At 35.5% G+C, this 24,259-nt stretch carries 20 protein-coding genes; 17 read left to right on the top strand and 3 right to left on the bottom strand.

Annotated elements, in window-relative coordinates; genetic code table 11:
* The 8 genes from FG390_RS15925 to rlmD all read left to right on the top strand — a co-directional run.
* A partial coding sequence (locus tag FG390_RS15925; protein WP_219995060.1) for a hypothetical protein occupies positions 1–188 on the top strand: 188 nt, incomplete at its 5' end.
* 368 nt (positions 189–556) lie between these two features.
* Positions 557–931, top strand: a complete 375-nt coding sequence (locus FG390_RS10740; protein WP_141191029.1) for an Lrp/AsnC family transcriptional regulator — start codon at positions 557–559, stop codon at positions 929–931.
* A gap of 11 nt (positions 932–942) precedes the next feature.
* Positions 943–1,533: a LysE family translocator gene (locus tag FG390_RS10735; RefSeq protein ID WP_141191028.1), complete on the top strand. Its 591-nt coding sequence runs from the start codon at positions 943–945 to the stop codon at positions 1,531–1,533.
* Positions 1,534–1,665: 132 nt separating this feature from the next.
* On the top strand, positions 1,666–1,956 hold the full coding sequence (gene gatC, locus FG390_RS10730) for an Asp-tRNA(Asn)/Glu-tRNA(Gln) amidotransferase subunit GatC (protein WP_141191027.1): 291 nt from the start codon (positions 1,666–1,668) through the stop codon (positions 1,954–1,956).
* A 16-nt stretch (positions 1,957–1,972) separates the two neighbouring features.
* A complete protein-coding gene (gatA, locus tag FG390_RS10725; RefSeq protein ID WP_141191026.1) occupies positions 1,973–3,433 on the top strand; it encodes an Asp-tRNA(Asn)/Glu-tRNA(Gln) amidotransferase subunit GatA in 1,461 nt (486 codons plus the stop codon).
* Positions 3,433–4,863, top strand: a complete 1,431-nt coding sequence (gatB, locus tag FG390_RS10720; RefSeq protein ID WP_141191025.1) for an Asp-tRNA(Asn)/Glu-tRNA(Gln) amidotransferase subunit GatB — start codon at positions 3,433–3,435, stop codon at positions 4,861–4,863. Before gatA ends, gatB begins: the two co-directional genes overlap by 1 nt.
* Before the next feature lie 436 nt (positions 4,864–5,299).
* Entirely contained in the window at positions 5,300–6,247 is a 948-nt protein-coding gene (locus tag FG390_RS10715) for a diacylglycerol kinase (RefSeq protein WP_141191024.1), read from the top strand.
* 87 nt (positions 6,248–6,334) lie between these two features.
* Entirely contained in the window at positions 6,335–7,705 is a 1,371-nt protein-coding gene (rlmD, locus tag FG390_RS10710; protein WP_141191023.1) for a 23S rRNA (uracil(1939)-C(5))-methyltransferase RlmD, read from the top strand.
* On the opposite strand, the gene FG390_RS10705 is transcribed toward rlmD, so the two are convergent.
* On the bottom strand, positions 7,623–9,194 hold the full coding sequence (locus tag FG390_RS10705) for a recombinase family protein (protein ID WP_141191022.1): 1,572 nt from the start codon (positions 9,192–9,194) through the stop codon (positions 7,623–7,625). The two genes, rlmD and FG390_RS10705, sit on opposite strands and share 83 nt — an antisense overlap.
* Positions 9,191–9,352: a hypothetical protein gene (locus tag FG390_RS15805; RefSeq protein WP_181406468.1), complete on the bottom strand. Its 162-nt coding sequence runs from the start codon at positions 9,350–9,352 to the stop codon at positions 9,191–9,193. Before FG390_RS15805 ends, FG390_RS10705 begins: the two co-directional genes overlap by 4 nt.
* Positions 9,353–9,709: 357 nt before the next feature.
* On the opposite strand from FG390_RS15805, the gene FG390_RS10700 reads away from it, so the two are divergent.
* The gene (locus tag FG390_RS10700) at positions 9,710–10,030 is read left to right on the top strand and encodes a hypothetical protein (protein WP_141191021.1); all 321 of its coding nucleotides are present in this window, start codon (positions 9,710–9,712) and stop codon (positions 10,028–10,030) included.
* A gap of 217 nt (positions 10,031–10,247) precedes the next feature.
* On the opposite strand, the gene FG390_RS10695 is transcribed toward FG390_RS10700, so the two are convergent.
* Positions 10,248–10,754, bottom strand: coding sequence for a hypothetical protein (locus FG390_RS10695; protein ID WP_141191020.1), 507 nt, complete (start codon positions 10,752–10,754; stop codon positions 10,248–10,250).
* Positions 10,755–11,028: 274 nt separating this feature from the next.
* Between FG390_RS10695 and FG390_RS10690 the strand changes: the two genes are divergently transcribed.
* The 8 genes from FG390_RS10690 to FG390_RS10660 all read left to right on the top strand — a co-directional run bounded on the left by FG390_RS10690 (position 11,029) and on the right by FG390_RS10660 (position 23,990).
* Positions 11,029–11,838 carry a phage/plasmid replication domain-containing protein gene (locus tag FG390_RS10690; RefSeq protein ID WP_141191019.1) on the top strand — a complete coding sequence of 270 codons (810 nt, stop codon included), beginning with the start codon at positions 11,029–11,031 and terminating at the stop codon, positions 11,836–11,838.
* Positions 11,839–12,271: 433 nt separating this feature from the next.
* On the top strand, positions 12,272–12,820 hold the full coding sequence (locus FG390_RS10685) for a hypothetical protein (RefSeq protein ID WP_141191018.1): 549 nt from the start codon (positions 12,272–12,274) through the stop codon (positions 12,818–12,820).
* 383 nt (positions 12,821–13,203) lie between these two features.
* Complete coding sequence (locus FG390_RS15800) at positions 13,204–13,365, top strand: hypothetical protein (RefSeq protein ID WP_181406467.1); 162 nt, start codon at positions 13,204–13,206, stop codon at positions 13,363–13,365.
* 513 nt (positions 13,366–13,878) lie between these two features.
* Positions 13,879–14,961, top strand: coding sequence for an AIPR family protein (locus tag FG390_RS10680; protein WP_141191017.1), 1,083 nt, complete (start codon positions 13,879–13,881; stop codon positions 14,959–14,961).
* Between the two features lie 508 nt (positions 14,962–15,469).
* A complete protein-coding gene (locus FG390_RS10675) occupies positions 15,470–15,973 on the top strand; it encodes a histidine phosphatase family protein (RefSeq protein WP_141191016.1) in 504 nt (167 codons plus the stop codon).
* A 368-nt stretch (positions 15,974–16,341) separates the two neighbouring features.
* Positions 16,342–17,502, top strand: a complete 1,161-nt coding sequence (locus FG390_RS10670; RefSeq protein WP_141191015.1) for a serine/threonine protein kinase — start codon at positions 16,342–16,344, stop codon at positions 17,500–17,502.
* Between the two features lie 282 nt (positions 17,503–17,784).
* A complete protein-coding gene (locus tag FG390_RS10665; RefSeq protein ID WP_141191014.1) occupies positions 17,785–22,506 on the top strand; it encodes a DEAD/DEAH box helicase in 4,722 nt (1,573 codons plus the stop codon).
* Positions 22,507–22,604: 98 nt separating this feature from the next.
* Positions 22,605–23,990, top strand: a complete 1,386-nt coding sequence (locus tag FG390_RS10660) for a DUF8370 family protein (protein WP_219995059.1) — start codon at positions 22,605–22,607, stop codon at positions 23,988–23,990.
* The last annotated feature ends 269 nt before the right edge of the window (positions 23,991–24,259 follow it).

The raw sequence follows: 24,259 nt of genomic DNA, 5'->3' as shown, positions 1-24,259 counted from the left end.
GAATTTCAAAAAGTGAAATTCTTCATATGGGTGTAGTATGCTCTTTTTTAGGCCTATTAGGAATAAAGTGGAAATACCTAAAAATTAAAATTGGAATTGACTCTCCGGCTTATTTATTTTTTAGGTCAAGTTTCCGTAAAACCACTCAATTTTTACAATTAATGGGGAATTCCCTGTTAAAAAATTAAACTATGAATAATTCAGGTAATTTTAATTTTACCGCATCTTTTGAATAAAAATTTAATGTATTTTACGAAATATATTTTAAAAATTAAATATTAAACTATAATTAGATTAATTATTTAAGATCAAAAAGGGTGGTGCTATAAAAATGGATGCTATAGATAACAAGGTTCTGGATTTACTAAAACAAAATGCAAAAATGCCTTTAAGAGGTTGTTCAAAAAGTCACCAAATGATAAGCTGCGAATCTCGGCGCCCTCTTGTTTTTCCGGTCCTCATGTAGTAAAAACCTACATTCCGGTCCTCAAAACTGCGCCGCCTTGATCTTCTTGCTTCTAATTTGTCACCTTTTTGAACACGCACTTTAACAGAGATGAGTAAAATCATTCATCTTTCTGTTCCAGCTGTTTCTGAAAGAATTCGTAAATTGGAGGACTCGGGCATTATCATGAAATACGAGGCTCGAATTAATCGAGGGAGACTCAACTACAAATTACTTGCATTTATATTCGTGAATATTGAAGCGACTAATGATATTCAGCCCTTTAGAAAAGCTGTATCTCATCTTCCTGCTGTACTGGAATGCCATCATCTCGCCGGGGAATATGATTATCTCTTGAAGGTGGTCTGCATGGATACACAAGATCTTGAGCAGTTTATCTCTTCTGAATTAAAAACGATTCAAGGTGTTCAAAAAACCAATACCATCATTACATTATCAAGTATCAAAGAAGAGATTAATCGCTAGGAGGAATGGGGATGTCATCTTTCATTGAAGGGTTTGCCTTGGGAATGGTTCTTCAATTATCTATTGGACCTGTATTTTTTGGTGTTTTACATCTATCTATTAGCAAAGGTTTCTTTGAAGGTTTGAAAATGACGTTGGCAGTCATGCTCGTTGATGCTCTTTATATTGGCTTGTCCTTTACTTTGATTACGTCCCTTCTTCAAATAAAGGCACTTCAGATCATTCTTCACTTCTTTTGTCTTATCGCCCTACTCTACTTTGGTTTTTCCTATATTAAAAAGGCAAAGATGAAAAAGTTAAAGGAAACACTACCAGAATCAACAGGTTTTATCTATGGGCTAAAATTAACATTAATCAATCCATTAACCATTGTTTTTTGGTCAGGTACGTTTGGAAGTTTATTTGCTGGGGATAATCTATTAACTAGAGAGGCTCTCATTTTATATGCCTTAGGTGCTGTGTTTGCCACGTTTGCTTTTTTGTTTTTTACAAGTTTATTTGGCCATTTTTTAAATAAATTCATGAATGTCCGAGTGGTTCGTTATTTAGATTATTCTGTAGGTACAATTTTAATACTATATGGTTTGTTGACGTTTTTTTAATAGTTTTTTAACGATTAAATAGTGACGATGTTATCTATTTATAGCATAGGCGAACATCAATCCTATTGCCTATAGATAGCACAATTTGATATGATAGAAGCATTGCATAGACCGATACGGAGGTGACAGAATTTGAGTCGAATTACAGAAGAACAAGTTAAACACGTCGCGCACTTAGCGAGACTATCATTCGAAGACGAAGAAATTGCGACATTAACAACGCAATTAGGAGATATTATTGGTTTTGCTGAAGAATTAAATGGTTTAGATACAGAAGGAATTGAACCAACAACTCACGTATTAGATTTAGTAAACGTTTTACGTGATGACGTTGTACGAGCCTCTCTTCCACGCGAAGAAGCATTGAAAAATGCACCAGAACAAGAAGAAGGACAAGTACTCGTTCCGCAAATCATGGAATAAAGGAGGTTAACGTTTTATGGCATTGTTCGATGAAGGTTTAGTTGAACTTAAGAAAAAGTTACATAATAAAGAAATCAAAAGTTCTGAACTTATAGATGAATCCTTTAAACGGATTCAAGAAGTTGACGATCAAGTCAAAGCGTTTCTTACATTAAATGAAGAGGCAGCTCGCGAAGCAGCAAAAGCGATCGATGAAGCTGTAGAAGGTGATTCATCTTTACTATTAGGTATGCCTATTGGTATCAAAGATAACATCGTAACAAAAGGGCTAAGAACGACCTGTTCAAGTCAATTTTTAGATAATTTTATCCCTCTTCATAATGCGACCGCTCTTGAAAAAATTTATACTGCAAAAGGCATTATGATCGGTAAATTAAATATGGACGAATTTGCGATGGGTTCTTCAACTGAAAACTCTAGCTATCAAAAAACACGCAATCCATGGGATTTAGATCGTGTTCCAGGCGGATCAAGTGGTGGTTCTGCAGCTTCCGTTGCTGCTGGAGAAGTCCTTTTCTCTCTTGGTTCGGATACAGGCGGTTCTATTCGTCAACCTGCCTCTTTCTGCGGCGTTGTCGGGATGAAACCAACGTATGGCCGTGTTTCTCGATTTGGTCTTGTGGCCTTTGCTTCATCACTAGATCAAATCGGTCCACTAACACGTACGGTTGAAGATAATGCTTACTTACTTGAAGCCATTTCAGGTCATGATGGTTATGATTCAACTTCTGCAGATGTGGATGTACCAAATTATGCATCACACTTAACTGGTGATATCAAAGGTCTTAAAGTAGCTGTACCGAAAGAATATTTCGCTGAAGGTGTCAATGCAGATGTTAAAGCGAAAATTCAAGATGCGATTAAGCAACTTGAAAGTTTAGGCGCCGTATGTGAAGAAGTTTCCCTTCCTCATACCAAATATGCCGTTCCAGCTTACTACATCATTGCATCATCTGAAGCATCAGCGAACCTCGCTCGTTTTGATGGTGTTCGCTATGGCGTCCGTGCGGAATCAAATGATCTGATTGAAATGTATAAAAAATCTCGCAACGAAGGCTTTGGAGACGAAGTCAAACGCCGGATTATGCTTGGTACATTTGCGTTAAGCTCAGGTTATTATGATGCGTACTATAAAAAAGCACAACAAGTTCGTACATTGATTAAACAAGACTTTGAAAAAGTCTTTGAAGAATATGACGTGATCGTCGGCCCTACGACACCAACAACGGCTTTCAAAATTGGTGAAAAAGTTGACGACCCATTAACAATGTATGCCAATGACATTTTAACAATCCCAGTCAACCTTGCTGGTGTTCCTGCGATCAGCTTGCCATGTGGTCTTTCTGATGGTCTTCCTGTTGGATTACAAATCATCGGTAAACCATTTGATGAAGGTACGATTTATCGGACAGCGCATGCTTATGAACAAGCAACGAACCTTGGTTTGAAGCCTGCACTTAAAGGGGTGAATGCGTAATGAGTAACTTTGAAACGATTATTGGTCTTGAAGTTCACGTTGAATTAAAAACGAATACAAAAATATTCTGTGGCTGTGCGAATGAATTTGGAGCTGCACCAAACACACATACGTGTCCCATCTGTCTCGGTCATCCAGGTGTCCTCCCTGTTTTAAACCGTCAAGCCGTGGACTATGCCTTGCGTGCGGCGCTTGCCTTGAATTGTGAAATTACAAGAGAAACAAAATTTGACCGTAAAAACTATTTCTACCCTGACAATCCAAAAGCTTATCAAATCTCTCAATTTGATAAACCAATTGGACAACATGGTTACATTGAGATAGAAGTAGGCGGAAAGAAAAAGAAAATCGGTATCACACGTCTTCACTTAGAAGAAGATGCGGGTAAACTTTCTCACGCAGCACACGGATCACTCGTTGACTTTAACCGTGTCGGAACACCGCTAATTGAAATCGTATCTGAGCCAGATATCCGTACACCGGAAGAAGCATATGCTTATTTAGAAAAATTAAAAGCAATCATGCAATATACAGGCGTATCAGACTGTAAAATGGAGGAAGGCTCTCTTCGTTGTGATGCAAATATTTCCCTTCGTCCGTACGGTCAAGAGGAGTTTGGTACGAAAACAGAGCTTAAAAACTTGAATTCCTTTACGTATGTTCAAAAAGGACTTGAACACGAACAAGAACGTCAAGCTCAAGTTTTATTATCAGGCGGTAAAATCGAACAAGAAACGCGTCGTTATAATGAAGCGACAAAAACAACGACCTTGATGCGGGTTAAAGAAGGATCAGATGATTATCGCTACTTCCCAGAACCTGACCTCGTTGATCTTCATATTGACGATGCTTGGCTTGAAGAAGTTAAAGCGGAAATTCCTGAACTTCCTGATGCAAGAAGAGCACGTTACATTAACGAACTTGGTCTTCCTGAATATGATGCCATGGTTCTCACGCAATCTAAATCCATGTCCGACTTTTTTGAAGACACCATCAAACATGATGCAGACGCAAAACTTGTTTCGAACTGGCTCATGGGTGAAGTTTCAGCTTACCTCAATTCACAAAGTAAAGACATTGAAGATGTGGCTTTAACTCCAGAATCCCTTGCTAAAATGGTTCAACTCATTCAAAAGGGAACGATTTCAAGTAAAATCGCCAAGAAAGTCTTTAAAGAACTTATCGAAAAAGGCGGCGATCCACAGAAAATCGTTGAAGCTAAAGGACTTGTTCAAATTTCAGATGAAGGCAAACTCCATGAAATCATGGATCCGATCTTAGAAGCAAATAAACAATCCATGATTGATTATAAAAATGGGAAAGACCGGGCGCTTGGCTTCCTCGTTGGTCAGATTATGAAAGCTTCTAAAGGGAAAGCCAATCCTCAAGTTGTTAACAAAATCATCATGGAAGAAGTCGAGAAAGTCTGAGTTCATATTTTTAATTTTTCCGATCAAAAGAGGCGAATCTCTTTTGATCGTTTTTTTTGACTTCTCTGATTGATAAATTGATATGGTTAGTTGATAGACTCGTGCTGTTAGTTATAAAGTGAGTCTTGAGGTCGATAGATTAAGATTATGTCAATATTTAATCGATAGAGATTACTCGGATGAAGAAATTAACGAGATCTTAGTTTGATCGGATTCATCATATCAATTAGGTTATTAAATTAATTAAAGCGGGAAAAAATGAGTATGACGACCTTAAGATTCTACAAAACCTTGAACAGACTGTCTGACTTTTGATTTTGTCATCCTTTTACAATATAATGAAATGGTATGAGTTAAAAAGCGTGAAGGTGAATATCTCTAAAAAGATGAACACAAATGAATTTGTAGATTTTTTTTAATAGATCGGGTGATATGAATGAAAAGAGCAAGATTAATTTATAATCCGACGTCAGGTCGTGAAATCGTAAAAAAAAATATTCCTTACATATTAGAGCGTTTAGAGAATGCAGGATATGAAACATCTGCATATGCAACAAAAGGTGAAAATGATGCGACGCGTGAAGCTCGTCGAACAGTTGAGCGTCAATTTGATTTAGTCATTGCAGCTGGTGGAGATGGTACGATTAACGAAGTCGTCAATGGTCTCGCTGAACAACCTTATCGCCCCAAGCTAGGCATTTTACCCGTGGGTACAACGAATGATTTTGCTCGGGCTATTAACATTCCACGTACCATTGCTGGAGCATGTGATGTGTTGTGCGAGGGAGATGTTATTCCTCTCGATGTCGGAAAAGTGAATGATCGGTATTTTATTAATATCGCAGGTGGCGGTAAGCTAACGGAACTCACTTATGACGTACCAAGTAAATTAAAAACGATGCTTGGACAGCTGGCTTACTATTTAAAGGGCATTGAGATGTTGCCTTCATTGCGGCCAACGAATGTCCGTATTCAATATGATGACCGTGTTTTTGAAGGCGATATAATGATGTTTCTTGTATCCAATACCAATTCTGTCGGCGGTTTTGAAAAAATTGCGCCTCAAGCTTCAGTGCATGACGGTTTATTTGATTTAATCATACTTAAGAAAACGAATCTCGCGGAGTTCATCCGTCTAGCGACTCTAGCTCTTCGGGGCGAACATATGCGTGATCCGAAAGTCATCTATGCTCAAGCTAAGCGAATTCATATCTATACCGATGAAAAAATGCAAATCAATTTAGACGGCGAGTACGGCGGCGACTTACCAGGAGAATTTGTTAATTTATCGCATCATCTCGAATTGATCGTTCCCAAAGATATGGCTAGTCAGCAATTAAACGATTCCGAGCAGGTTGAAGGATTAGAAAGCCCAGAGGATTAATTAAAAGATTTTACTTTAAGAAAGACAAGTACGCATACAGACAGCGTGCTTTCTTTTTATTTATTGTATTGAAAAAGGTGGAATAAGATGAAGTCAGGCATTCCAGTAGAAAAAAATCAAGAAGTAGACGTGACTTTTACAGACTTAACCCATGAAGGAGCAGGAATTGCTAAAGTTGAAGGGTATACATTATTTGTCCCAGGAGCTCTTCCAGGAGAAAAAGGGATCGTAAAAATTGTTAAAACGAAAAAAGGTTACGGCTATGCGAAATTAATCGAAATAAAAGAAAAAAGTCCAGGTCGAGTGGATCCTCCGTGTTACATTTATGATCAATGCGGAGGATGCCAGCTCCAACATCTGAGCTACAAAGGTCAATTAAAATATAAAAAACAAGTCGTTCAAGATGTTTTAACACGAATAGGTGGCATAAAAGATGCCACGGTCCATGATACATTAGGAATGGAAGACCCATGGACTTACCGTAATAAAGTGCAAGTACCCGTTGCCTCACAAAATGGTGAACTTATTGCTGGATTTTTTCGAAAAAGAAGCCATGATATTGTTGAAATGGATAAATGTATCATTACCGAAGAAACGATAGACGAGGTCATCCAAGAAGTCAAAAGGATCGCCAAAACATGCGGTATTACTCCATACGATGAACAAAAACATCGCGGAATACTAAGGCATATCATGGCTCGGATTGGCGTTAATACAGGTGAAGTGATGGTCGTGCTTGTCACAAGAACAAAAGATCTACCTTTCCGTAAATCATTAATAAAAGGGATTACCGAAGCTTTTCCTCAAGTCAAATCGATCGTTCAAAATGTAAATACGAAACGAACAAATGCGATTTTTGGTAATGAAACTCAAGTCCTATGGGGAAGAGACGTGATCTACGATACGATCGGTGACGTGAAGTTTGCTATATCAGCACGTTCTTTCTATCAAATCAACCCAAGTCAAACAAAGGTCCTCTATGACAAGGCGCTTGAGTATGCTAAGCTCTCAGGTTCTGAATCTGTCATTGATGCCTATTGCGGCATTGGTACCATTTCATTATTCCTCGCTCAAAAAGCAGGACATGTTTATGGGGTTGAAATTGTTCCTGAAGCAATAGAAGATGCAAAGAAGAATGCCGAATTAAATCAAATAACAAATGCCACTTTTGAAGCAGGACAAGCAGAAAAAGTCATCCCAGCATGGTATAATCAAGGGATAAAAGCAGATGTCATCGTCGTCGATCCTCCGCGAAAAGGCTGCGATGAAGCCCTTCTTCAAACCATGATCGACATGAAACCAAAACGAATTGTGTATGTGTCTTGTAATCCAGCGACATTGGCGAGGGATTTAAAAGTGTTAGAAGCAGGTGGATTTAGGATAGTTGAAGTGCAGCCGGTGGACATGTTTCCGCAGACGATGCATGTCGAATGTTGTGTGTCGCTTGAAAAAAAATAAAAGATAGATGGGGATCCGAGAATCGGTAATAAATTCTCGGACTACCATCTTTTTTTATTTCTATTTTTTTGATCAATCTGTGAAGTATTTCATCATTAAGAGTTGGATGTTTAATGAACTGCTCGATTTTTTCGAATAACTCATTCAATTGTCGATCGTTAACTTGAGTGGATGAATCTTTTTCCAATTCTTCTTTAGTTGTAATTAAATCAAGAATCTTTGCGTTAGTCTCTTTAACAAGAGCTTGGTATTCTTCGTCGGTAATTTCTCTTCGAATTTTACAACGAAGAGCTTCGGTTTTATCACTTTTAAAAGTATCAATTTGTATCTTTAATTGCTGAAGTTTTTTTAAGCGTTTTGATTCGGATGAATGAAGACGTTTATCCAGAACATCTTTAAATTTCTTTGATGAGATACGAGTGTAAAGGCTTTTGATATCGCTTGTTATAACGTCGATAAGATCGGCTTCACGAACAATGTTGTCGGAACAGAGCGTATGGCCGTGTTTATCAAAACTACCGCACACATAACCTTTTCTGTTTTTTTTATAATGCATACCCTTTCCACAATCTGCACAGAATGCTACATTAGTGAAAAGATGGTATTTTGCATGTGAATGCTTCCGTGATCTTTGTTTTAAGAGTTGTTGAACGAGATCAAAATCTTGCTTTGATATAATTGGCTCATGGGTTCCTTCAACCCTTATAATATCTTCAGAAGCATTTTTCTTTCGTTTTGTAGAGGTTACGCTAATGCTTGTTTCACGCTGCTGCACAAGGTTTCCAATGTAATGCTCATTCTGTAGAATGCCTTTGATTGATGACCCATACCATATCGGACTAGCATTCTTTTTACAGGCAACTTGAGATGGAGTGGAAATTTTGTCTTCCAGCAATTGCCTCGCTATATGGTCAATCCCTTGACCCACAATGTAACTTTTAAAGATCCGTCGCACAACGTCAGTGGTAAAATCGTTCCGTAAAATTAATTGTTTATCCACAATGGTATAGCCGTATGGTGGGATTGATCCGTTAAACTCACCATTCCGTGCCTTCGCTTCAAATGAGTATTTTATTCGTCTGCTCATCGTTTGTGATTCATTCTCATAGACCCATGCATAGAGACCATACATATTTGTCTGTTGTTCAACCGAGTTGATTGCCCCATCCAGTGTTATTATGTCTATCCCACTATTTACCAAAAGACTATTTAATACTTTGTAGGACAATTCCCCATTCCGAGCGAGACGGGATAGCTCCTTTGCAAGGATAACATCGAACTTGTGTTCTTTTGCATCCTGAAGCATTTGTTGAAAGCCCGGTCTCTTTATAGCCTTCGTGCCACTTTGCACGTCTGAATAAATCTTGTAAAGATCCCATCCACGCTCCACAATGTAGTGTTCAAAAATTTCTCTTTGGTTAACTAATGATTTTTTTTGTTCCTCCTTATCTGTTGATACACGAACATAAACAGCACATCGTTTTGTCATGCCACTTCCCCTCCTGATTTGGAAGAGTCAGTGGAATTCACCGTACATTTAGAGTAGGCCGCTCCAACAATTGTGTCAATTTTATCCTCAATAAGTGCATTTAAAAGTTCATCAGCAGAAATGCCTGAATTATTGTCAAAAATTCGTTCTACGGTCATTAGAGAACACACTCCTCCTTTCCTGAACATTGTTTTTTTGTATATTGAACCTTCAATAGCACGTATTGAGGACATACCTGTCTGATGAATAAATGTAAGCTGCTTCGCTAAACATTTTCCTGTTAATCGAAGAACTCGAAGTTCTTCCCATGTATTTTTCCTACCATGTCAGTGTAAAAGATAATCAAGTATAGACCCAAGAAAAAATGGTTCGAGGGCGTTTGACCTCTGACGCCTAACATCCCTGCGAAGTTGTTTCTTCTGTATGGTAAGTGTAAAAGATTATCCAGCATTGACCCAAGAAAAAGTGGTTCGAGGGTGTTTGACCTCTGACGTCTAGTATTCCTGATGGTAAGTGTGAAAGATTATCCGGCATTGACACAAGAAAAAAATAGCTATTACTCCAATGTCGAAATGTTCATGAATAAAAAATCAGCTCAGGAATTGGTCAGAAACGTATTCGCAGAAATAGATCAGGAGCGAATCGATGATGTAGTAAAGTTTATTTATACGTTAGCTTGGATACTGCACGGGGAAGCCAATCTAAGTGAAGACATAGAGAAACGTGTCGCCCAAAAGATGACGGCAAATCATGAAGTAAACCTGAGAGCATGTTTGAGAAAAGAAATAGCAGATCGCGATGACTTCTTTTTCAATAAGCGTAAGGAAAAGGAATAGTTGATAGTGGCGTCGCTATTTTATTTTTTACTATTTAAAATTTTTTTTTGGGGGGAAGCGGGTACAGGCTTAAGTGTTATAAATTCCCTTCTTTTTGTTATAAAAACGGAGAAGGTGTGTATGGCCGGTTATTTAATTTGAATACTGTCCTAAAAAAGTCCTTGTTAGTGGAATTTGTTGTATCCATATCAAACAAACGAGCCGCTTCAGCTCGTTTTTAATTTTTCATTGAGTAGTTTCTTGTAAAGTCAAGCAATGCTTGAGTAACTAGATCCTTAAGTTTCAGATGAGGGAATTGGGCTTCACATAAATTGATAAACTGCTCATAAATGTCGTTATTCACTTTAATCGATTTCACCGCTAATTTAGAATTGGGATCATACACTTGTTTGTCTAAAACGAGCATATTGTCTGAATCTGAAAGTAATCTCTTTAATTCCTCAAAGTGTTCAGCAAGATAGAAGAGAACCTCGTTCTTATCTTCCGTTCCCAATCCGCTTCTTACCTTTTGGTACTCCTCGATACTGATGACTTTCTCGTACTGCCTCTTTGCCTGGTTGTAATTGAAGCCTCCATTTCGCATTTCTTTCGTAAAGCTCGAGTAGTTCAGTTGTAATTTTGCTGCCACATTTTTTAAAGCATCTGTTTTTTCCTTTCCTAACATGTCATTGACCATCAACACTCGTTTTATCACGTCCATCTTCTCAAACTCATCAAATGTCATTTTACATTCCTCCATTCAAAAAATAGTTTATGCATTCTACATCACTACTCTTGTAATTATTCCATGCCACCTTCTGATCGAAATTAGTAGAACCGGAAAAGTTTCTAAGAGCCTGAATAAATCCCGTAGCATGAATGTAGATTAAAAAAGCCAGTTTTCAAAGGAAAATAAATAAGGGAACGAATTGGGAAAAAAGTATACAAAATATGCCGATAGTCATTGTCCTATCAATGTTTTTTGAATTCCCTAACCTCAAAAATAGGAGTTGATTGTATTGATCCATACCGCTGAATTTTTTATTCATGTTAATATAGCCTTTATCCGAAATCTTGAAAATTTGTATCGCGGCAAAAACATCAATCTCATTTTTGCTGAGATCGAAAACTTGTATCCGGGTATAAGAATTTGGTCAGCCCCTGTCAAATTCAGACATGCGATTTTTAAAATCAATCTGTTTGTAGATTTCATTAAACTGCTTGGAAGAAAGGATTCGATTATTGATGAAGATGATTACGAAGAAATTGAAGCGAAATTAAATGAGGTCTGTCAGAAGATTGAAATCCGTCATATCGATTTGTTAACGCTTAGTAGACTGGATTACCGGTTCGATGCTGTTATTAATAATGATGCTGTTCGCTCTTTTCTTGTAAAGCGGTACAAAAAATTATTTGATCATTACCGATTTAAAGAAAAAAATGATCTTTACGATACAACCATCTATTTCAATAGCAAATCATTGCGAACCGTCTGCTATGATAAAGAAGAAGAACGAAAAAAACGACCTTATGAGCAGAATGATTATGAAAAGAATGTTTTACGTTTTGAAGTCAGTTTGTCGACGAAAACATTTTATAATAATTGGAAACGAAAAAACCTGAATCGCACGCTGAAAAATTATCTTACAAAAGAACAGTACTGGTACTACATGGAACGAAACGTAGTTGATCTATTTGGTATAGGAGACTTTTATAAATGTTATCAGGCAAAGAAAATTATTGAAGGATCAGACGAACCAGATAATATGAAAAAGAAACTGGAAATTTTTCTCAATAATATTTCGAAAAAAGGATTGGAAAAAGTATAAGTAAAAGTTCAGAAAGACGGGGAAACAAGAATTACTCGAATTCTACCTATAAAAAGTATGTGGAGAAGCTTGTTAAATTGGGCATTCATCTTATACCCATTCCGAAGAATCGTACTGATCTTCCCGGAAGAATTGAAAATCCACTAAAGAAGCTCTACGAGGAAATAGACATTGGACAGCGGAGAATTGTGGAAAGGAAGAAAAGATGCTAGAATTAATGATAGAGAATAATTAAGTCCTGTACTAAAATGCCTCTTTCAATATATCTCTAAGCTTTAATTTTATAATGGAGATGGTGAGCATGCTTCGGCAATTAATGACAATCAATGACAATGAAATAGCGTTTACAAACCGCACCTTGTAAAGGGTGCGGTTTTACTATATCCATTGACTATAGTCAATGGTTTATAAATTATGAGAGGAATGGTAGATAATGGATCGTACTAAAACTTTGGAATGCATTTTTTGTGGTAGTGATGCAGATCTGTGTTATGAAAATTGCAGTGTATATTTTCAAAATGGGGTTATACGATTTTTAAATTGTCCGCAGTATTATTGTCCTTCCTGCCGGGAACGATTCATGACTGAAGAAGATTCGCTTGTGTTTAGACGTTCTGTCCAGCATAAAGTTGGGTCAGATGTTAAAGATACGATTCTGACAACTCTACCGATTCGCTGTGTTTCAAATACGAAAGGGATGTATTGGCATATACAGCGACCTTTCGAAAAAAATGTATTTCTTGCACTATGCAAAGATAATTTAGACCATCCACCGTTTGTTTACACGGTATACCTTATCAATCGGTCAAACGAAACTCTGGTTGCAAAAATGCAAACTTACGCGTTTACGAGTGATGACAATGATTTGATACAAACGAATGTATTTGAGAAGAATTTCGAATTGCCGGCGGAAGGCTATACAAGAATTGAAAATGATGATATAGGTGCCTTGATTTTGGCACTCAATTTCATTTTGATTTGATCAACGAAAAAGAAGAAATGGAAGGAAGCGTATCATTTTCAATTCCCAAATATTTGTGGGGTTTGCATGCATGTAATTTGCCTGTTTTGAATAAACGCGGGTATGCATTCTTTCATTCAGTAGTCGACTTTGAACCGCCCGAATGAAGAATACAATATTTGAAACGTCATAACCTTTATTACCATGCGGTTCATAATACTTCAAAAGAATTGTACATTCCTAACTTGATGATAAATCTATCAAATGAAAATAATAGTTAGAAATCAGATGTTTTTTCAACGAAAATAGCATCATGCGGAAGTTGGAGTTATTGAAAGATGGATTTGTCTATTTCGAGTTTAAAACATGTTAGTTATACCATTGTGTAAGGACAGTGATGAAAATTGAACGCTCTTGATAAACATGCGGTTACAGAGGTTAAACTAAAATTGCTATCTATTTTCATTGCCATTGAGGCAGATGAGAAACTTCATCAGGTAGAACTTATTCGTGAATTAAAAAGTATTATTAAACTGGTAGATGACATGGATCAGCCACTTTATTAACTCAAAAGCCTAAAAGCGGGGAAATGACCTCAACTTTACAGGCTTTTTTGCTACTTGAATGTTACGAAAAACAGATCGTGGCATCAAACAAATACATAGATGTAAAAAAATTGACATAATGGAAATAATATTTGCGTTAGTATTTATATTCCGCCAAAAAGGATAGACAAACTATGAATGATAGTACAATCATACTATAGTTCTCTATAAATCAATCAATTTATAGCTTTCTATACATCTTCAATTTTTTGATTGGCCTATATATTACTTAAGCCGCAATAGCAAAATTGAAATTCTCCCCAAAGATCGTTTGAAATAATATATAAATTGTCTATTGTTAAAATAAAAGACGGGTACATACAATTACTATAATAAAATTTTTAATTATATAATATACCATTGACTATAGTCAATGGTATTTACCATAATAAGGAATAAAAGAATAAATTACCATGTAATATTACTTTATATCTCCCTTACAATGTATTTATCAAAACGCAAAGGAGAAGGTTAGTGAATTTAAAAGAGGTTAGGTTGAAGTGTAAGGTACACATGGAGTTTATGAGTAATGGTAAAAAATATTTGTTGACAGTCCTTAGTGGCGATTCATTGGTTGATAAAAATCTTCCAAATGATCCAAATCCTAGGGGATTTATGGGCCTGAAAAATAAAAATTATAGTGAAATAAAGAAGACTGCTAGAATGCATCCGGAGCTGTTCTTAATGAAAAACCATGGATTGTATATTCTAGCACATGATTATGTAGCACATAATGACGGTACGCTGAGTCTGTTTTTTAAAGAAAGCGATGGCCTAATAAATGGAATTCACACAGCAACGGTTCTAAAAAAGTATGGCAGAGACAAAATTGATTTTATAGCATTTGTGACATTTGATATCCCTACGGACCTTCTTGCAGAAGTGGTAATTGCTTCAAATTCGAGTTTGCCGCAAAAGGATTACTCAATTGCAAACAAAATGGGCATTTTTAAATGGCAAAAAGAAGTTTTAACGGAGTTCAGGATTAGTTATGAGGAAAGTGATTCAGCCGAACTAAAGATTGATACGGTTCTTCAGTTGGCTGGACTATTTCAGATTGACAAGTCTACTGCTCGCTTTATTCATGATAATCCAAAAAAACTGAGGACCTACTTAAGAAATAAAAATACAATTGTTAAAAAAAATATTGATGATATAAATTTCTTTGTTTATTCGAGATACATTTTAAGAGATATCGTCTTTTTTTATGAGGAGATCAGAAAAGATGAATGGTGTATTTTCCAATTGAAGAAGAAATTGAAACGGAAAGGCTGGGTAAGAGGTGGATCAATTTCAAATCTGTTAATGCTTAATATCATTTACTCATTAAGTATTGGTATGCATATCCCTAAGAACACCCTGTATCCGTGCTTAAAAAAAACATTTGATATTCAAAAACTCATATTGCTTGCAAAGAGCGTTTTCCCTGAAATTGTAGACAGCATAATGCAATATGAAGAAGACAATGCGGTGGCTGAAATTTGCAGAACAAAAGATATTCATATTACAATTCAGAATTTAATGCTAAAGAGATTAAATTCGGATCAAGAAAAATAGATATGCTTTTCATTGTTTTTGATACTTCAAGATTAGCCATTTTGCTCATGAAAACGTGAGGTACTCCTCCCAGTTGAGCATCATCTTTACATGGAGATGAAGGCACGAGAAATTTGCCACTGTTTGAAAACTTTTGGTGAGACGCATTTTGAAAGCAGTTATGCTTCTGAGAGGATCCATGTCAATAAGACTTTCAATTTCAAAGGCTAGAGTAGCTCAAAGTCTAATTAATGTATCCATAGTTTGTAAGAAAAAATTTCTTTTTCGTGGTAATAAAGAAGGAAATAGTACTTTTGTTTAAAAAGGTAAAAATTTGGAAAATATTAGAAGAAAATTAATGCTTTTGAGAGACTGTCCCAGAAGGTGTCAGACGACAATACCAGAGCTATAAAAGGTTGATAAATCAAGGATTCGTAAAATAAACGAGGATATCTCAGAGCAAAAAAACTTATGAGACATCCTCGTTTATTACATAAAAGAGTTAAAATGTAAAGGGGAAATTAAAAATATGCACGTATTTTTTATTCGTCATGCGGAACCTGATTATAGCGATGTGACACAACGGCGTTTCATTGGTTTCGGAAGGGATTTGGCTGAACTATCCGAAAGAGGCATCCAACAAGCTGAAGTTGCTTCTCAAAATGACAAGCTAAAAAAAGCTCAGCTTATTGTTTCATCACCGTATACAAGAGCCTTGCAAACCGCAGCAATCCTCTCAAAAAATCTGCGACTAGATATACAGGTAGAGACCGATCTTCACGAATGGTTGCCGGACACCACCTTTAGGTACAAAGGTCCTGAACACTTTTTAGAACTGATGAAAGAAGTCAATAAATTCGGAGGAGAACATAATGGTGCATGTCAATATAAATGGGAAAGCTATTCTTCGGTAAAAAGAAGAGTGACAGATGTATTGAAAATGTATTCGGACTACAATTCCATTGTGGTTGTCACTCATGGAATTGTTATTCGACAATTTTTGCTCGAGAAAGAATTCCGTACTGTTGTTTGATTGAAGTTGATTTCTAGGGTCTTAACTAATAAAACATTATTCGTTGCAAATATAATATAAAAGAACATCTCGCAGGTATAGAGTATATTGCTATTTTGAAGAAGCGTCAGAAAATCAAAATATTGATAAATAAAGATATTTCTATGCTTTTTTTGAAGGGAATTGCCAATTTTTGTCGAATGATGATTAATGAAAACACAAACAAGAGTAATGGATCATAGGAACTAATACATTTCCAATCGAAAGTTCATCACTTTATTTCGGTGTGGGCAAGAAGATCAATTCATATAGAGCTTGTGGAGTTGAACAATGATCTCTTTTAGTTAATTCAACTAATAAACTAAAAAAGAGGAGACGATCGACTATTTATGAATATAGAAAATTACATTGAATCTCAATATCGTGAATTATACACCGAGCTAAATATTGAATTTAAAGATTTATATATTGGAATAGATCATCCTAGGCTAGGAGAGGTATTTGCAACGTTACATTACATTTTTCTTTCAAAATTTAAAATGATGAATGAGCGTTTGCCAACAGATGATTATCCTGCTCATTTTTGGGCTGAACCAAGTAGAGATTTAATTAGAGCTATTGAAATTGCAACTGGTTTACAACGTACTCTGAGAGAGAGTAAATATGCCTTTTCTTTTGATCCGTATTATGCGGATTTGATTAAAAAGTGCAACGAATTCCTAAAAAAAAGTGGTGGAAGCGATATTCCAGAACATATGGATAAAGTTGAACTATACTATACTGTGCCCATGTTTGTACAACAAAATTCTGTAATAGTTGATTCGCTTTCCGAGAAAAAAAGTTTTGAGTTAAAAATCCTAGGAGAAGGTTCATATGCAATTGCATACAAATATAAAGACACTTATTACCAAAAATGGTTTGTGTTGAAACGTGCAAAAAAAGAATTGATCCCGAAAGAATTGGCAAGATTTAAACAAGAGTTTAAACAAATGTACAAATTCAGTTCTCCGTATGTTGTGGAAGTTTATAGATATAATGATGATAAAGATGAATATATTATGGAATTCATGGACTGCACTTTAGATAAATACATTGAAGGTAATAACGATAAATTAACTTTTAAGCAACGGAAGGGTTTGGGTTATCAAATTTTAAAAGCATTCAAATATATACATAGTAAAGGTTTACTCCATCGCGATGTTAGTCCTAAAAATATATTATTAAAAATATACGATGATGTTCTAGTTGTAAAAGTAGCTGATTTTGGGCTAGTCAAGGTACCGAATAGTACATTAACAACTGCAAACACTGAATTTAAAGGTTACTTCAACGATCCATCGTTGGTGATTGAGGGATTTAACAATTATGAAATAATACATGAAACGTTTGCACTAACTCGATTGTTATATTTCATCATGACGGGGAAGACAAGCACAAAGAGAATAGACAACGATAAATTAAGAACTTTTGTAAATAAGGGACTGTGTTCTGATAGAAATGAACGTTTTCAAACGGTTGCAGAACTTGCTGAGGCATTCAAGAAATTATAAGGTGAAAATTGTTAATTTGGATTATTAAATTTACCAATTTTGCTTAGATGTAAAAATGGTCCGATTTTTAAATCTTACCCCTAATTCAAGGTTCAGTTTGAAGGGAAAAGTTACTAAAAAATTTTTTTTATTTATCTATATAAGCGAGTGTGTTTAGAATATAGTATTTTTCTAGTAGATTAATATTGTAGACAAAAATTATTAGATTGATTGCTAATGGATAATTACATCATTTCAGAATTATATTTGAGCTGATTTTTAATAGTGGAGGAATTTTGAATTATGGAAGAAATGGTAAGTTACAATGTGACAACTAAATCATTCGATAAGATTATTTCTAATTTAGAAAGGGAAGGCATGGCACAACGAGATCGTGGAACTCTTTTTGAGTTATTAGTTACGGCATACTTGAAAAAGGAACCTATGTATGCACGTTTATTTGATGAAGTCTGGATGTTGTCAGATGTTCCTGAAGAGTATGGCATTTCTAAGAAGGATACAGGTGTGGATTTAGTTGCTCGAAATAGAGAAAATGGTGACTTAATTGCTATTCAATGTAAGTATTACTATAAAGATACGACAATCCAAAAGTCTCATATTGATTCATTTTTAAATGAGGTAGGAAAAAATTATTATGCAGAGGGGATTATTGTAACTTCAACAGATAATTGGAGTAGCAATGCGAATGACGCTTTATTAAATCGTGATAAAAAAATAGCTCGTATCGGGTTATCACAATTACGTGATAGCGAAATTGATTGGTCGCAGTTTTCATTTGAAAACCCGCAGACAATTGAACTAAAGTCACCTAAGCAACCACGTTCTCACCAGATTCCTGCCATTGAGGCAGTCGTGAATGGCTTTGAAACGGCTGATCGTGGGAAATTGATTATGGCTCCTGGCACAGGAAAAACCTATACGTCTATGGTTATTGCTGAGAAAATGGCAGAGAAGAAAAAGGGACCCTTTAGGGTATTATATTTTGTTCCAAGTATTCAACTGCTTTCTCAGTCCTTGAGAGGGTGGACTGCTGATTCTAAGTATCGTGAAGATATGGATACCTTTGCTGTGTGTTCGGATAGAAAAGTTACTAAGAAAATAAAAGGTGAAAATGAGTTTGAGGATATTGCCGCAGCAGACTTAGGTTATCCAGCAACAACTGATTATCATAAGTTACTGGAGCGTCAGAAAGTTATTGATTCAGCCGATAGTCAAAGCAAATTTCTAGTCGTGTTTTCAACCTATCAATCGATTGATGTAATTATTGAGGCTCAAAAAAATGGTTTCTATGAGTTTGATTTGATTATCTGTGATGAAGCACATCGTACCACTGGTGCAACAGAAATTGGAAAAGAAGCTAGTGCATTTGTAAAAGTACATAGTAATAGCAACATTATGGCGAAGAAACGATTGTATCAAACAGCGACACCTCGTATTTATGGAGAAGATACTAAGAAAAAAGCCGATGAAATGTCTGTGGTTATAGCGGATATGAATGATAAAGATATTTATGGAGAAGAATTTTATCGCATTGGATTTGGTGATGCTGTAAACAAGGGAATACTAACTGACTATAAAGTTATGATTCTTGCCGTAGATGAAAACATGATTGCTCGGAATTTCCAAACTATGTTAGCTAATAAGCGTGGTACTGAGCTCGAATTCGACGATGTAACGAAAATTATTGGTTGTTGGAATGGATTAATTAAACGAAAGAGCAATTCAAACGTCATTTCAGCAAATCCTATGAAACGTGCAATAGCTTTTGCAGGAACGATACGTGAGTCAAAATTAATTAAAGAAATGTTCACTGAAGTCGTGGATATGTACATCAATGAGTCAGGAAATCAATCAGAACCAGTACGAGTTGAAATAGAACATGCAGATGGTTCAATGAATGCATTGCAAAAAAATGAGAAAATCTCTTGGTTAAAAGCGAATGTTCCAGACAACACATGTCGCATCCTTTCTAATGCACGATTCCTTACAGAGGGTGTAGATATACCTGATCTGGATGCTGTCATGTTCTTAAAACCTCGTAAATCACGTATTGATGTTGCACAGGCTGTTGGGCGTGTTATGCGTAAAGCAGAAGGAAAAGATTATGGTTATGTAATTCTCCCAATTGGTATACCTGCAGGTGTTGATGAAAAATCTGTTTTAGATAAAAACGAGAAATATCAAGTGGTTTGGGATGTTCTAAATGCATTGCGTTCGCTAGATGAGCGGTTTGATGCAACAATTAATAAATTGGAATTGAATAAAAAGAAACCTGAGCAACTTCAAGTTGTTGGTGTAGGTGCAGCTCCTGACGAAAGCGAAGGTGGATTTACTATTGCAGAGCCAGCAACAGAACAGTTGGCTCTTAAGCTTGATGAAGAAGAATTCTCAGACATTGAACGTGCAATTTATGGAAAAATTGTAAGAAAAGTTGGAAACGTACGCTATTGGGAAGATTGGTCGAAAGATGTTGCTGAAATTGCCCAACAGCACATGATGCGTATTCGTGTGATGCTAGAAGACACAAATAGCGAGGCATATAAAGCATTCCGAAAGTTTGTTTCAGGTCTACATCACAACCTTAATGGGGCTATTTCAGATCAACAAGCGATTGAAATGTTGGCACAACACATAATTACAAAACCAGTTTTTGAAGCGTTGTTTGAGTCATACAGCTTTGCAAATGATAATCCTATCTCACGAGCTATGGATGCTGTGATAAAAGTTATGGATGAGCAAGGTCTTTTAAAGGAGCAAGAACGATTAAAAGACTTCTATGACAGTGTACGTGTACGTGCTGAGGGCATTGATAATCTTAAAGCGAAACAGGACATTATTATCCAGTTGTACGATAAGTTCTTTAAAATAGGTTTCAAAGAAACGACCGAACGTTTGGGAATAGTGTTTACGCCAGTTGAAGTTGTAGATTTCATCATTCATTCCGTTGAAGATGTATTGAAGAAACATTTCGGTAAGTCAATTAGTGATGAAGGAGTTCATATACTTGATCCTTTTACCGGCACTGGGACGTTTATCGTTCGATTACTCCAAAGTGGTTTAATTTCTAAGGAAGATTTGTTACGAAAATACACGCAGGAACTCCATGCAAATGAAATTGTGTTGTTGAGTTACTATATTGCTGCAATCAATATTGAAGAAACGTTCCATTCTATTATGAATGGAGAATACAAGCCTTTTGATGGCATTGTTTTGACAGATACATTTGAAAGTACCGAGAAAGAGAATTCGTTCGAGGATGAGTTGTTTGGCGAGAATAACGATCGTCTTGAAAGACAGCGTAAACAGCCTATTTTTGCGATTATAGGGAATCCACCATATAGTGCAGGACAAGGAAATGAAAATGATAATAATAAAAATATAAAATATGAAAAATTGGACAAAAATATCGCCCAGACTTATGTAAAATTAGCTAGTTCAAAATCGTTGAGAACTTATTATGATTCTTATATAAAGGCATTCCGATGGGCAACAGATCGAATCGGGGAGCAAGGAGTTATAGGTTTTGTAACAAATAGTTCATTTATTGATAAGCCTGTTATGAATGGAATTAGAAGAAGTTTTGCTCAAGAATATAACTATTTATTTATATTGAATTTAAGAGGGGCGATTCGGGGGCGTTCGGGGGATTTAGCTAAACGTGAAGGGCAAAATGTATTTGACATAATGACAGGTGTAAGTATTTCCATTCTTGTAAGAGATGGATCAGAAAATCACAAAATATTTTACAAAGACATTGGAGATTATCTATCACGAAATGAAAAAGTTAATTTACTTAATCAATGGCAGTCAATAAGAAACACTGATTGGTCAGAAGTAACACCTGATAAGAATGGAGACTGGATAAATCAACGTGATGAAAACTACAATAATTTTATTCCAATGTACGAAGAAGATGTTTATAAGTCAATATTTACTGATAAAACTTCGGGGATAGTAACTAATCGTGATGCGTGGGTATATAACTTTTCCAAGCAAATAGTGTACGAGAACACTAAAAAGTTAATTTCTAACTATAATTCGGAACGACTGAGACTCATGAAGGAAAAAAATAAATTTGAACTAGCAGAAAAAAATGGAAAGATAATCAAGTGGTCTAGATCACTTCGTCAAAAGTTGGAAAACAATATAGAAATTGAATTTTGTGATAAAACAATTGTAAAAAGTATATATCGTCCATTTACAAAAAAATATTTAAACTATGATAAGAATATTATCGAAAGTGCTCGCGGATATTGGAAGGGTTACTTTGATAAACCTAATCTTGGACTAATGGTTTCAGGTATCGGTTCAAGAAAAGGTTTTTCTGTATTAGCTTTAGATTCTATTCCTAGTATGGATATTATGGAAAAAGGACAAGTATTCTTATTAAATGGTATTGATGAAGGAAAACTATTCAAGAATGATAAGCAGAGCTTAATTTCAGAGATACGATGCAACGAGTTCGGGTTGAATGAAAAAGAATTCATATATTATATCTATGCAGTTCTTCATAGCAATGAATACCGAAATAAATATGCAAATGACCTTACTAAGGGATTTCCTCGAATTCCAAAATTGAAAAATATGAAAGAATTTGTTCGTGCTGGTGAACAACTTATACAACTTCATTTATGCTACGAAGAATGTGCACCGTACAAACATGTTGAAGTCGAATACAATTCTCATAGACCGACGTTTCGTGTAAAAAAAATGAAACATCCTAAGCGTGGTCAATTAGACACTATTTTGTTCAATACTGATATTTCCATTTCAAACATTCCTGAGAAAGCATATGAGTACGTGGTAAATGGCCGTCCAGCAATCGAATGGATTATTGACCAGTATCAAGTAAAGGTGGATAAGAATTCAGGTATCGTAGATGATCCTAACTTATATTCCAATGATGAACGCTATATTTTTGACTTGTTACTACGCGTAATAAATGTTTCTGTGCAAACGGTAGATTTGGTAAACAGCTTGCCACCATTGGAAATTGTTAAGTAATCATGATATTAATTTTTCTAAACGAACAGTTTTTGTTGTTATTCATAAATCAAGCTACCAAATGACTCGGTATTTCTATGGGGAGAGTAGGTGAGGTAATGTCGGTATTCGTTTCAGAAGAATTGAGATTAGGTAGTAAGTTAGAAAACCTAGGTGTATTTGATACACTATTAGATATGGATAGTAATTATTTCATTAATATCAAACGTTTAAAGGTCACAGAGGTACCTGAATTTTCTAGATCATATGATAAAATCAACAAGTATTTTGGTGATATTGGAACTTTACTCAAGTCTTCCAATAATAAAGAAGATAAGCTTTTCAGAACAGCAATTAAGAAATTCAATTTTCCAGAAGTACGTGGAATTAATCTTGGATTTTCTAAGGGAAAATATGGAGCAGGGTTCGGAAAGACGTTAAAAGAACAGATTATGAAAGACGCGTATGACATAATTAATAGTGGCTCTGAACAACCAGAGATTTTTCATCTGACAAGCCTTTTTGAAGAAAACGTTGGACCAGATAGGCTTAGTGATATGATAGCCAGTCTAATATATGATGACATTGTTGTTTATACTAAAAAAATTTGTGTGACTTTGGATATAAATAAGGAAAAATATCCTCATATTGAGTTTGAAAATGGATTAATGATTAATCCATACAAGAAATGTGAACTTTTGTTTCTGCCAGTAGACCTATTACATGAGCTTCCAATAGCAAAAGATTGGGACGATATCGATAGAGTTTGTTCAGAAAACGAGGCGATAAAATCAGAAATAAATGAATTGGTAGGAGAAAAATGGAAAAAAATAACTGTTAGTCAAAAGAAATACTATATGAAAGAATTCATCTTTAAAAATCCAACGATATTACAAAAAGTTATATCTAACTATAAAGCTACAGCTGTTAATCAATATGACATTAACAAAAATGTGGACTACCTAATTGAAAAAATAATTCATATAATTTTAAAAGAGTCTAATGTTGTTCCAGAGTCACATAAAGATTCCTATGATTCAACGCTAGAAATACTAGATGGATATAAACACTGGGTCGAAAACCAAAAAGGCTATTCTGTTCTCGAGGGAGTAAGTAGCAAGAATGCAGAGAAAATAGTGCAGAGAACATTACATGGACTTGCAAATTACTATTGTGACTCTAATGGCTTGGATATAAGCCCCGAGTCTAATACTGGTAGAGGTCCAGTTGACTTTAAGATAAGTCGAGGAACAGATAAAACTGTTATAGAGATTAAACTGACATCCAATGGCCAGATATTGCATGGTTTTGAGGTGCAAATAGAAGAATATGCAGTGTCGGAAGGAGCAGAGAACAAAATCTTTCTAATTGTAGACAATGGGGTGCACTCAGAGAGAATTCAACAAGTAGAAGCTAGCTACCAAAGAAGAGAATCGCTTAATGAGAACCCGGCACAAATCATTATTATAGATGCAAAGCCGAAGGCGTCAGCCAGCAACTTTTGATTTTCAAAATTTAATTGATATAGAGAACATACTCTATTTATGAATAAAGTCATTAATATTGATGATTGGATGAGATAGGAAGGATTGAACTAAAAATGAAGGAAACAGCTACATTCGACGTGTTAGGTTGTGCTAGGCTTTATCTGTATAAAACATGATTTGAAAAATAAATTCACGTATTGTCATAAAAGACCATTCTTGCTAATGAAAGTTCATTTTTATACATTGAAATTTTGCTTAGATTCTATTTTTTATTAGTCGTTTAATCC

Origin of the sequence: Terrilactibacillus laevilacticus (assembly GCF_006517395.1) — a bacterium.
GTDB lineage: Bacteria > Bacillota > Bacilli > Bacillales > Sporolactobacillaceae > Terrilactibacillus > Terrilactibacillus laevilacticus.
Note: the sequence above shows the minus strand (reverse complement) of the source record. Positions and strands in the feature narration are given on the sequence as shown.

Coding starts and splice junctions, on each gene's coding strand:
- FG390_RS10740 (WP_141191029.1), top strand. CDS start 557: ATGAGTAAAATCATTCATCTTTCTGTTCCAGCTGTTTCTGAAAGAATT.
- FG390_RS10735 (WP_141191028.1), top strand. CDS start 943: ATGTCATCTTTCATTGAAGGGTTTGCCTTGGGAATGGTTCTTCAATTA.
- gatA (WP_141191026.1), top strand. CDS start 1,973: ATGGCATTGTTCGATGAAGGTTTAGTTGAACTTAAGAAAAAGTTACAT.
- gatB (WP_141191025.1), top strand. CDS start 3,433: ATGAGTAACTTTGAAACGATTATTGGTCTTGAAGTTCACGTTGAATTA.
- FG390_RS10715 (WP_141191024.1), top strand. CDS start 5,300: ATGAAAAGAGCAAGATTAATTTATAATCCGACGTCAGGTCGTGAAATC.
- rlmD (WP_141191023.1), top strand. CDS start 6,335: ATGAAGTCAGGCATTCCAGTAGAAAAAAATCAAGAAGTAGACGTGACT.
- FG390_RS10705 (WP_141191022.1), bottom strand. CDS start 9,194: ATGACAAAACGATGTGCTGTTTATGTTCGTGTATCAACAGATAAGGAG.
- FG390_RS15805 (WP_181406468.1), bottom strand. CDS start 9,352: ATGACCGTAGAACGAATTTTTGACAATAATTCAGGCATTTCTGCTGAT.
- FG390_RS10695 (WP_141191020.1), bottom strand. CDS start 10,754: ATGACATTTGATGAGTTTGAGAAGATGGACGTGATAAAACGAGTGTTG.
- FG390_RS10685 (WP_141191018.1), top strand. CDS start 12,272: ATGGATCGTACTAAAACTTTGGAATGCATTTTTTGTGGTAGTGATGCA.
- FG390_RS10675 (WP_141191016.1), top strand. CDS start 15,470: ATGCACGTATTTTTTATTCGTCATGCGGAACCTGATTATAGCGATGTG.
- FG390_RS10670 (WP_141191015.1), top strand. CDS start 16,342: ATGAATATAGAAAATTACATTGAATCTCAATATCGTGAATTATACACC.
- FG390_RS10665 (WP_141191014.1), top strand. CDS start 17,785: ATGGAAGAAATGGTAAGTTACAATGTGACAACTAAATCATTCGATAAG.
- FG390_RS10660 (WP_219995059.1), top strand. CDS start 22,605: ATGTCGGTATTCGTTTCAGAAGAATTGAGATTAGGTAGTAAGTTAGAA.